This window comes from Flavobacterium sp., from assembly GCF_039595935.1.
In the GTDB taxonomy this organism is placed as follows: Bacteria; Bacteroidota; Bacteroidia; order Flavobacteriales; family Flavobacteriaceae; genus Flavobacterium.
This window is the reverse complement of sequence record NZ_JBCNKR010000006.1, coordinates 691,919-705,269: the sequence shown is the minus strand read 5'-3', so window position 1 is coordinate 705,269 and position 13,351 is coordinate 691,919. Positions and strand designations below refer to the sequence as shown.

Genomic DNA, 13,351 nt, shown 5'->3' with positions numbered 1-13,351 from the left:
AAATTTAAAATTTATTTAAAAATCTTGTAACCTAAAATGAAACTCTGTCGTCCTATATAATATGAGTACAATAACTGATCAACATTATATCGATAAAATTTTGCAGGGCGAGACAAATGCGTTTGCCGTTCTTGTTGATCGTTATAAAAATATGATCTTTACATTGGCTCTCAAAATGGTTAAAAACAGAGAAGAAGCCGAAGAAGTTTCACAAGATACTTTTATTAAGATTTACAGTTCGATAAATAAATTTAAAGGCGATTCTAAGTTTTCGACCTGGGTTTACAAGATTGCCTATAATACTTGTCTGGATCGATTAAAGAAAAATAAAAAAGATGATTTGAATATTTCAATAGATGATTTTTCTTCGCATTTAATCAAAACAATGGACAATGCACTCAGTGCTTTAGAAGAAAAAGAACGAAAACATACAATTCAGAAATGTTTAAATTTATTACCCAATGATGAAAATTTCCTTTTGACTTTATTTTATTTTGATGATCAAAATTTAGAAGAAATTGGAAAAATTATGAATATTTCGGCAAACAATGCGAAAGTAAAATTATTTAGGAGCAGACAAAAATTAGCCGTAATTTTGAGACAGCAGTTAGAACCGGAAATAATAGAATGTTATGAAAGAGAGCGATAAAAATTTAGAACAGCTTATTGAAAAAATGATGACTGAAGACAATCTACAGTCACCTTCAATAGATTTTACTTCAAAAATAATGGCAAAAGTCGAATTATTAGAAGAGAAAAAAATCAAAACATATAAACCTTTAATTTCTAAATCGGTTTGGATGCTTATGGGAGCTGCTGTAATTGGTTTGTTTATTTATATTTCTCTTTTTTCGTCAACAGAAAGCAACCTGAAAATAGATAAAATAGGAGAATTATATTCTAATAAAATCGCAGGAATATTTTCTGGAATTCAGCTTTCAAAAACACTCTTATACACTATTTTAGTTGTGCCTTTTATGGTTTTGGTTCAGGTTGGGGTTTTGAAAAATTATTTTGATAAGAAGTATGAGTTGTAGATTATAAAAATTTAAATGAAAATTCCTTGCTTTTTTTCAAAATAAACATTGCATTTTAAATCTGGAAAACCTATTTTGAGCTTTCTAAAAAACACATTTTAACCAATTCATTTACAATAGTTTTACTTCGAAATCGTTGTCATTTTTTTAAGAAAATTTTGAGAACACAAACCGTTGCAAGATTGTAACTTATAGAGTATCTTTGCACCCTAATTCGAAATTCATAAAATGAATAAATTATTGATTGTTGGAACAGTTGCTTTCGACGCGATTGAAACTCCTTTCGGAAAAACAGATAAAATATTAGGTGGTGCTGCAACGTACATTGGTTTATCAGCATCATTTTTTAACTTACAATCGGCCATAGTTTCTGTAGTTGGCGACGATTTTCCTCAAGAACATTTAGATCTTTTAACTTCAAAAAATATTGATATCTCTGGTATCGAAATTGTAAAAGGCGGAAAAACTTTTTTCTGGAGCGGTTTATACCATAACGATTTAAATTCAAGAGACACTCTTGTAACTGAATTAAACGTTTTGGCTGATTTTCAGCCAAAAGTTCCTCAAAACTACAAAGATGCTGATGTTGTGATGTTAGGAAACTTACATCCGTTGGTACAAAGCAGTGTTTTAGATCAAATGGAGAAAAAACCAAAATTAGTAGTTTTAGATACTATGAACTTTTGGATGGACTGCGCTCTTCCAGAATTACTAGACGTTATTAAACGTGTAGATGTTATTACAATCAATGACGAAGAAGCAAGACAACTTTCTGGTGAATATTCATTAGTAAAAGCGGCTGCCAAAATCCAGGATATGGGACCAAAATATGTGGTGATCAAAAAAGGAGAACACGGAGCGCTTTTATTCCATAACAGAGAAGTATTCTTTGCACCAGCTTTACCATTAGAAGAAGTTTTCGATCCAACAGGAGCCGGAGATACTTTCGCAGGTGGCTTCTCTGGATTTATTGCGCAAAGCGAAAACATTTCTTTTGGAAACATGAAAAATGCAATTATTTACGGTTCAAATTTAGCTTCGTTCTGCGTAGAAAAATTTGGAACCGAAAGGATGGAAACATTAAGCAAAGCCGAAGTAGCGATTCGATTACAACAGTTTAAGTCGTTAACTCAGTTTGACATAGAAATATAATGCCTAAGAGCCTCGATAAAACGGGGCTTTTTTTATTACGTTAATACACACAACTTACAACAACACACAAAATAAAAAACAATGAGCGACGCTTTAAAACACGAATGTGGTATAGCCTTAGTTAGACTACTTAAACCGCTTGAATATTATAAAGAAAAATACGGAACTGCATTTTACGGAATTCAGAAAATGTATTTAATGATGGAAAAACAGCACAACCGAGGACAAGACGGAGCTGGTTTTGCAAGTATTAAATTTGATGTTGATCCGGGACAGCGCTACATTAGCCGTGTTCGTTCTAATCACTCACAGCCAATACAAGACGTTTTTAAACAAATCAATGAGAGAATCAGCGAAGAGTTAAAAGCACAGCCTGAGCTGGGAGATAACATGAAAGAACTAAAAGCAAATATTCCTTACGTTGGAGAATTGTTTTTAGGACACGTTCGTTACGGAACTTTCGGAAAAAACAGTATCGAAAGTGTTCACCCTTTTTTACGTCAAAGTAACTGGATGCACCGTAACCTGATTTTGGCCGGAAACTTCAATATGACAAATGTTAAAGAGCTTTTCGAAAATCTGGTTGAACTTGGACAGCATCCAAAAGAAATGGCTGACACCGTTACTGTAATGGAAAAAATTGGTCACTTCTTAGATAAAGAAGTAATGCAATTATACCAAGACTGTAAAGCCGAAGGTTACTCTAAAAAAGATGCTTCGCCAGTAATTGCTGAGCGTTTGGATATTGCCAAAATACTAGCTCGTTCGGCTAAAAACTTAGACGGTGGTTACGCAATGGCCGGATTATTAGGTCATGGTGATGCTTTTGTTTTTAGAGATCCTGCAGGGATTCGTCCGGCTTACTTTTATCAAGACGATGAAGTAGTTGTCGTGGCTTCTGAAAGACCGGTTATTCAAACTGTATTTAATGTACCTTTTGAAAGCGTTCAGGAAATCGATCCGGGAAATGCTTTGATTATCAAGAAAAACGGAAAAGTTTCTATGAATCAAATCTTAGAACCAACCGTTAAGAAAGCTTGTTCATTCGAAAGAATTTATTTCTCAAGAGGAAGTGATGCTGAAATCTACCAAGAGCGTAAAGATTTAGGTAAATTAATTTTACCTGCTGTTCTTAAAGCAATTGACAGCGATACAGATAACACTGTTTTCTCATATATTCCTAATACAGCCGAAACTTCATTTTATGGTTTAGTTGAGGCCGCTCAGGATTTCTTAAATCAAAGAAAAAATAATTACATTCTAGAAAACAGAAATACCTTAACTACAGAATCACTTCAGGAACTTTTAGCTGTAAAAATACGTACAGAAAAAGTTGCTATTAAAGATGCTAAACTTAGAACCTTTATTACCGAAGACAGCAGCCGTGACGATTTAGTGGCTCACGTTTACGATGTAACTTATGGCGTAATTAAACCAGAAGATAATTTAGTTATCATTGATGACAGTATTGTTCGCGGTACGACTTTAAAAATGAGTATCATCAAAATGATGGATCGTTTAAAACCAAAGCGTATCGTGATTGTTTCATCTGCACCGCAAATTCGTTACCCTGATTGTTACGGAATTGATATGGCTAAATTAGAAGGTTTGGTTGCTTTTAGAGCAGCACTTGCTTTATTAAAAGAAAGAAACCTGTACCATATTGTAGACGAAGTTTATGCAAAATGTAAAGCGCAGGAAAATTTCCCAGACCGTGATGTTGTAAATTACGTAACCGAAATTTACGATCAATTTACTGATGAGGAAATTTCAGATAAAATAGCAGAAATGTTAAGCTCTCCGGAAATCAATGCTGAAGTAAAAATTATCTTCCAGACTGTAGATGATTTACACAAAGCTTGTCCTAAAAATCTTGGCGACTGGTACTTTACAGGTGACTATCCTACCCCAGGAGGTAACCGTGTTGTAAATCGTGCCTTTATGAACTTCTACGAAGGGAAAGACGCCAGAGCTTATTAAAAAAGTATTAAAAAAAGGTTAATTTGTGCATTTCATCGGTTTTTTTTGCCGTTCATCCTGTTTGTTTGGTAAAAATGAAAAGCTACAATACTTTTGAGATACCATAACATTAGTAGGTTAAGTTTATGGTAGATTTGGGGCAAAAAGGGTGGAAGCAATTCCACCTTTTTTATTTGGTACAAACTCAAGTATTTCGATTTTAATGCATTACGTTCACTTTATCGGATATATTTGCCATTCATCTAAAAAGTTTTTTAAATTAAAATAACTACCATACATTTATAAAACCATAACATTAGTAGGTTAAGTTTATGGTAGATTTGGGGCAAAAAAGGTGGAAGAGATTCCGCCTTTTTTATTTAGTACAAATTTGGAAAATTCTTAATATTGCATTGTAACTATTAAAACCCAACGAATGAAATTCCTTAAAAAAATTTTTACAATCACTATACTAAGTATTTTCTTTATTAGCTGTTCTGCAACCAAATCTGCCGACACTAATTCAATTAAAGATGGAAGTTCAATTAAAAATGCAATCAAGGTAAAAAGTGTATCAGAAGAATATCAAATCGTGAGAAAATTGTGCCCGGGCTGTCAAATAAACGGGCAAGCTTTATTAAGCGAAGGAAATAAACACTATGATCTATTGAAAGCAACTAATGAAAAAGGAGAAGAAGTAAATTATTACTTTGATATCAATAGTTTTTTTGGAAAATGGTAAAATAAAAAAAGACGAGCACCAATGGTACTCGTCTTTTTTCTTTGTTCTTTAGTCTATCTTCTTATTTTTCTAAAGCAAATCTTCTAGCAACTTCTGTCCAGTTGATTACACTGAAGAAAGCCTCAATATAATCTGGTCTTCTGTTTTGGTAGTTTAAATAGTAAGCGTGCTCCCAAACATCCATTCCTAAGATTGGAGTTCCACCGTGACCAGCAACTTCCGGCATTAATGGATTATCTTGATTTGGAGTACCTACAACTTCTAATTTTCCTCCTTTTTGCACTGTTAACCAAGCCCATCCAGAACCAAACTGAGTTGCACCTGCTTTAGCAAATTTTGCTTTAAACTCTTCGAAAGTTCCAAAAGAAGATTCGATAGCAGCCAATAAGTCTCCTGTTGGTAATCCGCCTCCGTTTGGAGACATTACAGTCCAGAATAAGTTGTGATTGTAGAAACCTCCACCATTGTTACGAACTGCTGCGTTTGATTTATCTAAATTAATTAAGATATTTTCGATTGTTTTTCCCTCTAAATCTGTTCCGGCAATTGCTGCATTAAGATTTGTAGTATAGGCATTGTGGTGCTTTGTATGATGGATTTCCATAGTACGTGCATCAATATGTGGTTCTAATGCATCGTATGCATAAGGTAATTGTGGTAATTCAAAAGCCATGGTATTATGATTTTTATGGTTTATAATAATTTATTCCAAATTTAGACATTTAACTTTGGAATTGAAAATACTATTTCGTTATAATTGAATTAAATTCACTGATAATTCACATTTTTACAATATAAACGACTGTAAATCTTTATTTTCCATTAAAAGTCGTCATTGTATTTTCCAAACCTGCTGTTCCGAAAGTTCTAATAATTTCTGATGAAATTTCTAGTCTTTCCGGTAATTTCGAATTCTCATCTTCATTCCATTCACCTAAAACATAATCTATCTGCTGCCCTTTTTTGAATTGATCGCTAATACCAAATCTATATCGAGTATAATTTTGTGTATTTAAAACCAGATTAATGTTTTTCAATCCATTGTGGCCGCCGTCGCTTCCTTTTGGCTTAATACGAATGGTTCCGAATGATAGGTTTAAATCATCTGTAATAACCAAAATATTCTCTAATGGAATATTTTCTTTATCCATCCAGTATTTTACCGCCTTTCCGCTAAGGTTCATATAAGTATTCGGCTTTAAAAGAAAAAAAGTTCTTCCTTTAAATTTATATTCAGCCAAAGCGCCAAGCTTTACGGTTTCAAATGAAAGCCCCTCTTTTTTGGCTAAAAAATCTAATACTTTAAATCCGATATTATGTCTCGTGTTTACGTATTCAGCTCCTATATTTCCTAATCCTACGATTAAATATTTCTTCATATTGTCTTCTGTGTTCTCTTCTTTTGATGTTGATGAAAACAGTTTTGTTATCCATTTTATCATTTGGCAAAAATAAGGTTAATTGAGGAATGTGGCAATTGGATAATTTGAAAATTAGATAATTGTTTGCTAAACGTAACTTAACCGCAAAGATCGCAAGGGTTTTACGCAAAGGGCGCTAAGAAAATCTCCCGCAGATTTGGCAGATTTTATCTCAGGAACTTATGAAAAAGATACTTTCTTGCCAGCCCTGACAGAAGCGGCATCCTTTTTCCTGCTCCTTTAGCAGGGAAAAGATATAGCGGATGGCAGGAATGTTACGTCTTGAAAAAACGGAGAGTTCTGCTCCTGAAAATTAACAGCAAAGAACGCAAAGGTTTTTTCTAAGAACCTTAGTACCTCAGCATCTTAGAAACTTAGCGTCTAAAAAAAAGCCCCAATCGTAAGATTGAGGCTTTTTGTATAGTTTGAAAAAAATTATTTTTTCTTTCCTTTTGCAGGAGCTTTTGCAGCTTTTGCAGCCTCTTGAGCAGCTTTCATAGCAGCACGAGAGATTCTCACTTGACAAACAACAGTGTTGTCTGGGTGCATAATTTTGTACTCTGGTTTTCCAACTTTAGTAACATATAATTTGTTACCCATTTCAAGTGGAGTAATGTCAGCTTCAACAAAATCAGGAAGATTTGCTGGTAAAGCTTTAACTTTTAATTTACGTTGGTTTAAACGTAAAACACCTCCCGCAAGAACACCTTTAGATGTACCAACGATTTTCACAGGAACTTCCATTGTGATTTCTTTATCATCAAATAATTGGAAGAAGTCGATGTGTAAAATTTTGTCAGTTACTGGGTGAACCTGGATATCTTGCAAAATTGCATTGAATGATTTTCCTTTTCCAAGTTCGATCACAACTGTGTGAGCGTTTGGAGTGTAAACCAAGTTTTTGAATGCAGTAACGTCTGCTGAGAAATGTACTGCCTGGTTTCCTCCGTATAAAACGCAAGGTACCTGTCCAGCATTACGTAAGGCTTTAGTTGACACTTTGCCCACGCTTTCTCTTTCTGATCCTTTAATTGTAATCGATTTCATTGTAAAAAAATATAGTTATTAAATAAATATTCTTATTTGCTATGGCTTTAGGCAATACGCTTTAAGCTTTAGGCTTTTTAAAATGCGAAACAAAGCTTACGGCTTAAAGCCTACAGCCTACTGCTTCTACATTATAAATTTTCCACTAATGGAATTGTTGTGGTGCACCATGTGCATAACTTCTGCAAAAAGAGGTGCACAACTCACTACTCTAATTTTGTCTGAATGTTTCTTTAACGGAATAGAATCGGTTACGATTAACTCAGTTAATTTTGAATTTTCAATTTTCTCATACGCACCGCCAGATAAAATAGCATGTGTACAAATTGCTCTTACGCTTAGTGCTCCCTTGTCGATCATAAGGTCGGCAGCTTTTGCCAAAGTTCCTCCTGTATCGATCATGTCGTCTACTAAGATTACGTTACGACCTTTAACTTCACCAATCAATTCCATAGTGTCGATAACATTGGCTGCTTTTCTTTGTTTGTAACAGATTACTACATCTGATTCTAAAAACTTAGAGTAAGCATATGCTCTTTTTGATCCTCCCATGTCTGGAGATGCAATGGTTAAATTTTCTAAATTTAAACTCTGCACATAAGGCAAAAAGATTGTAGATGCAAATAAATGATCTACTGGTTTTTCAAAGAATCCCTGAATTTGGTCTGCATGCAGGTCCATTGTCATGATTCTTGTTGCTCCGGCTGCAGTTAATAAGTTAGCTACTAACTTAGCTCCAATCGGAACCCTTGGCTTGTCTTTTCTATCCTGTCTTGCCCAGCCAAAATAAGGCATAACAGCTGTAATATGTCTTGCTGATGCGCGTTTTGCAGCATCAATCATTAATAACAATTCCATCAAATTATCTGCCGATGGAAAAGTTGAACACACGATAAAAACGCGTAAACCTCTAATTGATTCTTCGTAAGACGGCTGAAATTCTCCATCGCTATACGTTGACATCGTTACTTTTCCTAACGGAATTCCGTACTGTTCTGCAATTTTTTCTGCAAGATAAACACTTTGTGAACAAGCAAAAATTTTAGCTTCTGGTTCTAGGTGCGACATTATAATTTGTTGTTTTATTCCGTTACGCTTATAAAAATTCAGCAATATCTTTTAAGATAAAGCAGAATACGCATAAATGTCTCGGATGTAGTTAGTTGTGTGTGCTTCGTTTTAACGAGCTGCAAATTTATAAAATTAATCGAACACTGAAAGTAAATATTTGAGATTTTTTATTAGAATTTATAATTTTATTTTTTACATTTGCACCGTGTTAAAGGAATGGGCACATTATTGGTTCATTCTATTGCGTTAAAATAATCTCTTTTGATTGTTTTTTCGTCTGCTAAGCCCGGATGGCGGAATTGGTAGACGCGCTGGTCTCAAACACCTGTGGGAAACCGTGCCGGTTCGACTCCGGCTCCGGGTACATAAAAACCTCTTCTTAACGGAAGAGGTTTTTTTTATTACGTTAAATCTCAATTCCTAGTCTAATTACTCGAAATTTTGGTTTTTATCAATTCATTATGATAATCATTCGAAAGAGAGACATCTAATTTTAAATTAGAATTATTCTTTAGCAAATAACAACTCGAATCATTAAAAACAATGTGAGTAAACTTTTCTGGAGAAAAATACCTCTTTACATAAAGAGAATAAATCCTATGTCTTTTAGTGTTTCTAATTGTTCTATCAGGATTTATATTTTTTTTTATTTTTCTTAGGGTTTGACTCTCTAGAAGTTGGAGCACCCATAAATCCAAAAGAAGCATTTGGATTTTTTTTTATATATATCTAAGCAAATATTTGCAATTGTATTTAAAACATAAAAAACATGCTTAGTATTCTTCTGCTCTATATTCTCTAATAAAAGATTAAATCTCTTACCTGACAATCTATGATTTTTAAGATAAAACTGAGCTACAAATATATCATGTTTAAGCTTTAAAACTTCAACGATATATTGCTGATTTATTATATGTGATTTAAAAGTAAACCTTTCTAATGGCGTATTATTTGAATCATAATCACTACCTTTTGAGGTATATTGATAACCTTCTAATGCCATTTAAAGAATTAAAGGTTTTAAAAAGAAAGGTAGTTATACTTACTAGATCTATTTTTATTTATATCATTTATAGTCAATACGTGACCAACATGCACAACATTGCAAGTAAAATTGATATTTTTAATATCTTTACCTACACCCTCATTACTTATTTGAGGTTTTATTTTTTTCGAGAATTTTGAAATAATTTTCATCTTTCTAGATATAAAATGTGAATAACTGGTTTTAATTGTGAATAACTGTTGTGCAAATGTAATATGTTTTATTCTAAAAAACACTATTTAATACTCAAATTAACAGTAATTTCAGTAAAATAAAAATATATAACAGAAAGCATCTCAAATTAATTTACTAGTGATTTATAGAAAAACCTCACAACTCCCCTCATGCAAAACAGGAAAATTGCATGAATTAGCAATAAAACACAATTGATTCGCTTTCTTATGCAACTCCAAAGCCAATTCTATTTTATCGGAATTTGAAATTTTTACTTTCGGATATAATCTTGCCTCAACAAAACGACCGCTTCCATCTGGGTTTACTTCCAAAGTTGCTTCTGCGTTGTCTGAATATTCAATAACTTCTATTCCGTTTTGAGCGCATACATATAAATATGACATCATATGGCAGGAAACTAAACCGCTCAACAATAAATCTTCGGGATTGTATAATTCTGGATCGCCTTTAAATGCTTTTGCTGCTGAAACATCTAAAACTGGTTTTCCTTCAATTTTAATTTGATGGGTTTTACTATAGTTTTTTGAGGATGACTCTTCTTTTTTTTGAAGTCCAGTTTAACTGTGCTTTGAATAGATGTTTCATTTTGTCTTCTTTAACATAGCAAAGTTACTATTAAATACAGTTAAGGCTTTAAGTTTAAACACTATATTGTCATTTCGACGAAGGAGAAATCTTCGCGAGAAATTCCACACTGCAATTCCAATCTTTGTAGAGCTACTTGCGAAGATTTCTCCTTCGTCGAAATGACAAAAATGAATGAATTCTTTGTGTCAACAAAAAAACCTCGAAAGCAATTACTTTCGAGGTTTTTAGAAAATTACTAAATTAATAAACAGATTCTAAAACTATTTTTTAACTGAAAACTTAAAAGTAGTTTTCGTTTTATAATTTTCTCCCGCGTTTAAAACCGTTGTTGGGAAGTTTTTCTGGTTTGGAGAATCTGGATAATGTTCTGTTTCTAGACATAATCCTGTTCTGTGTGCAAAAGTTCCTCCGTTTGGCATTGGCAACGTTCCGTCAAGGAAGTTTCCAGAATAGAACTGAATTCCAGGTTCGTCTGTTGTCATTTCCATAACTCTTCCACTTGCTGCGTGGTATACTTTTGCGATAATTGTTTTTCCTTTTTCAGGATTATTCAATACCCAGCAGTGATCGTAACCTTTTCCTTTTTCTAACTGGTCATTTTTAGCATTAATGTCTTTTCCAATTAATTTTGGAGTTCTAAAATCGAAAGGAGTTCCAGCAACATCTTCTAATTTTCCTGTCGGAATTAAATCAGCATCAACTGGAACTAATTTATCAGCATTTAACGTCAATTCGTGATCTAAGATAGTTTTTGTAAAATCTCCTGATAAATTGAAATAAGAATGCTGCGTTAAGTTCACAACCGTTTTCTTATCAGTTGTAGCTTCATACAAAACTTCTAATTGATTATCGTTTGTCAATGTGTAAGTCACAAAAACTTTCAAAGTTCCTGGATAACCTTCTTCCATATCTTTACTTACATAAGATAATTTTAAAGAAGCGGTTTCGCCAGATTTAACCTCATCAGCTTTCCAAACCACATTAAAGAATCCTTGCGGACCGCCGTGCAAAGCATTTGGCGCATTGTTAATTGCTAACTGATATTCTTTTCCATCTAATGAAAATTTACCTTTTGCAATTCTGTTTCCGAATCTTCCGATCAAAGCTCCAAAAAATGGATTTTCTTTTTCATATTGTGCCAAAGAACTAAATCCGATTACAACATTTTCTGAAACGCCAGCTTTATTTGGCACTTTCAAATCGGTAATTCTTCCTCCAAAAGTGATGATATCAACCTCCATCCCATTTTGGTTTTTGAGTTTATAGCTCTCAACTTTTTCGCCTTTAGCTGTTGTTCCGTATTCTGATTTTTCAATTGTAACTTCTCCTTTTTTATCTGAAGAAACTGTAGTGTTATCCATTTTTTTATCGCTTTTGCATTGAACTGTAACTATAGCAATACCTAGCATGCTTAGTATAAAAAGGGAACGTTTTAATACATTCATAAATGATAGTTTTTTAAGTTAGTAAAGTCTTAAAGCCGAAAGTCTTAAAGTCAATTCCTCAAAGTAACTAAATCTTTAAGACTTTATGACATTAGACTTTTGACTAATTTAAAGGCCGTGTTGAAACAAATGGTAATATGCTTCGTTGGCATTAATTTTATCTTTAAACTCTCTTACAGTAGTTTTTTCATCAATAACCAATAATTCTATTCCCGCAATATCCGCGAAATCTTCCATGTATTCAGTTGTAATTGACTGGCTATAAACGGTATGATGTGCTCCACCAGCTAAAATCCAAGCTGTAGCTGCAACTTCAAGATTTGGTTTGCAATCCCAAAGAACACGTGCAACAGGTAATTTTGGCAATTCAGCCATTGGCTTAACTGCTTCAACTTCGTTTACAATTAAACGGAAACGAGTTCCCATATCAACCAAAGAAACATTGATGGCATCACCAGCAGGAGAATTGAACACCAAGCGAGCTGGATCTTCTTTTCCGCCAATTCCTAATGGATGTACTTCACAAGAAGGTTTTCCATCAGCAATAGACGGACAGATTTCCAACATGTGAGAACCTAAAACATATGATTTTTGTGGCGTGAAATGGTATGTATAATCTTCCATGAAAGAAGTTCCGCCATCAAGACCAACACACATCACTTTTAAAGCCCTAACCATTGCTGCCGTTTTCCAATCTCCTTCTCCACCAAAACCATAACCATCGGCCATTAATCTCTGTGTTGCAATTCCTGGCAATTGTTTCCAAGCACCAAGATTTTCGAATGTATCTGTGAAAGCTCCAAAACCTCCTTCTTCAAGGAAAGCTCTTAAACCTAATTCGATTTTTGCTGCTTCAACCAAAGAACTTCTTTGAGCACCGCCTTCTTTTAAAGAATCTGTTAAGTTATAAGAAGACTCATAAACTGCCAATAAATCGCTTAATTCTTTATCTGTTACTTTTTCGATATGTTTAGTAACATCTGAAGAATCATATCCGTTTACAGACATTCCGAAACGAATTTGAGCTTCAACTTTATCACCTTCTGTAACGGCAACTTCGCGCATATTATCTCCAATACGAGCTACTTTTAAGTTTTGAAGTTCGTCCCATCCAAGAACTACTCTTGACCAGATTCCTAGTTGTTTTTGAACTCTTTGATCTTCCCAATGTCCAACTACTACTTTACGTTTTTTACGTAATCTTGACATAATAAAACCGAATTCACGATCTCCGTGAGCCGATTGGTTCAAGTTCATGAAATCCATGTCGATAGATCCCCACGGAATTTCAGCATTGTATTGTGTATGTAAGTGGCATAATGGTTTTTTTAGGATATTTAATCCGCCAATCCACATTTTTGCCGGTGAGAAAGTGTGCATCCAAGCAATAATTCCGATACAGTTTTTAGCTGAGTTTGCAGCCAAACACACATCTAAAATCTGCGAAGGCGATTTCACCACGTCTTTGTAAACCACTTTTACAGGAATCGAAGACGAAGCGTCTAATCCTTTTGCAATAATCTGCGAATGTTCCGCTACTTTTCTAAGCGTTTCTTCACCATATAATTCTTGGCTTCCTACTACAAACCATACTTCTTTTTGAGATATATCTATCATGTTGTTTAATCGTTTATTTGTTTAATCGTCAA

General features: G+C 33.8%; 12 protein-coding genes, 1 tRNA gene and 1 pseudogene. 6 read left to right on the top strand and 8 right to left on the bottom strand.

Translation table 11 applies throughout. The features are described from left to right. Positions 1-61 precede the first annotated feature (61 nt). From ABDW27_RS12775 to ABDW27_RS12755, 5 genes are all read left to right on the top strand, one after another. A complete protein-coding gene (locus ABDW27_RS12775; RefSeq protein WP_343696261.1) occupies positions 62-649 on the top strand; it encodes a sigma-70 family RNA polymerase sigma factor in 588 nt (195 codons plus the stop codon). Next, complete coding sequence (locus ABDW27_RS12770) at positions 633-1,037, top strand: hypothetical protein (RefSeq protein WP_343696260.1); 405 nt, start codon at positions 633-635, stop codon at positions 1,035-1,037. Before ABDW27_RS12775 ends, ABDW27_RS12770 begins: the two co-directional genes overlap by 17 nt. 228 nt (positions 1,038-1,265) lie before the next feature. Next, positions 1,266-2,189: a PfkB family carbohydrate kinase gene (locus tag ABDW27_RS12765; RefSeq protein ID WP_035646428.1), complete on the top strand. Its 924-nt coding sequence runs from the start codon at positions 1,266-1,268 to the stop codon at positions 2,187-2,189. Positions 2,190-2,270: 81 nt separating this feature from the next. Continuing rightward, positions 2,271-4,169, top strand: a complete 1,899-nt coding sequence (locus ABDW27_RS12760) for an amidophosphoribosyltransferase (protein WP_343696259.1) — start codon at positions 2,271-2,273, stop codon at positions 4,167-4,169. A gap of 415 nt (positions 4,170-4,584) precedes the next feature. Further along, positions 4,585-4,890 carry a hypothetical protein gene (locus ABDW27_RS12755; protein WP_343696258.1) on the top strand — a complete coding sequence of 102 codons (306 nt, stop codon included), beginning with the start codon at positions 4,585-4,587 and terminating at the stop codon, positions 4,888-4,890. Positions 4,891-4,951: 61 nt separating this feature from the next. On the opposite strand, the gene ABDW27_RS12750 is transcribed toward ABDW27_RS12755, so the two are convergent. The 4 genes from ABDW27_RS12750 to ABDW27_RS12735 form a co-directional block, all read right to left on the bottom strand. Then, the gene (locus tag ABDW27_RS12750; RefSeq protein ID WP_343696257.1) at positions 4,952-5,563 is read right to left on the bottom strand and encodes a superoxide dismutase; all 612 of its coding nucleotides are present in this window, start codon (positions 5,561-5,563) and stop codon (positions 4,952-4,954) included. 139 nt (positions 5,564-5,702) lie between these two features. Next, positions 5,703-6,332 carry an aminoacyl-tRNA hydrolase gene (gene pth / locus ABDW27_RS12745; RefSeq protein WP_343696256.1) on the bottom strand — a complete coding sequence of 210 codons (630 nt, stop codon included), beginning with the start codon at positions 6,330-6,332 and terminating at the stop codon, positions 5,703-5,705. A gap of 414 nt (positions 6,333-6,746) precedes the next feature. After that, on the bottom strand, positions 6,747-7,358 hold the full coding sequence (locus ABDW27_RS12740; RefSeq protein ID WP_008465977.1) for a 50S ribosomal protein L25/general stress protein Ctc: 612 nt from the start codon (positions 7,356-7,358) through the stop codon (positions 6,747-6,749). 126 nt (positions 7,359-7,484) lie between these two features. After that, on the bottom strand, positions 7,485-8,426 hold the full coding sequence (locus tag ABDW27_RS12735; RefSeq protein ID WP_343696255.1) for a ribose-phosphate pyrophosphokinase: 942 nt from the start codon (positions 8,424-8,426) through the stop codon (positions 7,485-7,487). A 287-nt stretch (positions 8,427-8,713) separates the two neighbouring features. On the opposite strand from ABDW27_RS12735, the gene ABDW27_RS12730 reads away from it, so the two are divergent. Then, positions 8,714-8,793, top strand: a tRNA-Leu gene (locus tag ABDW27_RS12730). 306 nt (positions 8,794-9,099) lie between these two features. Here the strand turns inward: ABDW27_RS12730 and ABDW27_RS12725 are convergent. The 4 genes and pseudogenes from ABDW27_RS12725 to araA all read right to left on the bottom strand — a co-directional run bounded on the left by ABDW27_RS12725 (position 9,100) and on the right by araA (position 13,319). Further along, positions 9,100-9,432 carry a hypothetical protein gene (locus ABDW27_RS12725; RefSeq protein WP_343696254.1) on the bottom strand — a complete coding sequence of 111 codons (333 nt, stop codon included), beginning with the start codon at positions 9,430-9,432 and terminating at the stop codon, positions 9,100-9,102. Positions 9,433-9,791: 359 nt separating this feature from the next. Continuing rightward, positions 9,792-10,254 (bottom strand): annotated as a pseudogene (locus ABDW27_RS12720) (OsmC family protein). Positions 10,255-10,517: 263 nt separating this feature from the next. Further along, positions 10,518-11,702: an aldose epimerase family protein gene (locus tag ABDW27_RS12715; protein WP_343696253.1), complete on the bottom strand. Its 1,185-nt coding sequence runs from the start codon at positions 11,700-11,702 to the stop codon at positions 10,518-10,520. 108 nt (positions 11,703-11,810) lie between these two features. Beyond that, complete coding sequence (gene araA, locus ABDW27_RS12710) at positions 11,811-13,319, bottom strand: L-arabinose isomerase (protein WP_343696252.1); 1,509 nt, start codon at positions 13,317-13,319, stop codon at positions 11,811-11,813. Between the last annotated feature and the right edge of the window lie 32 nt (positions 13,320-13,351).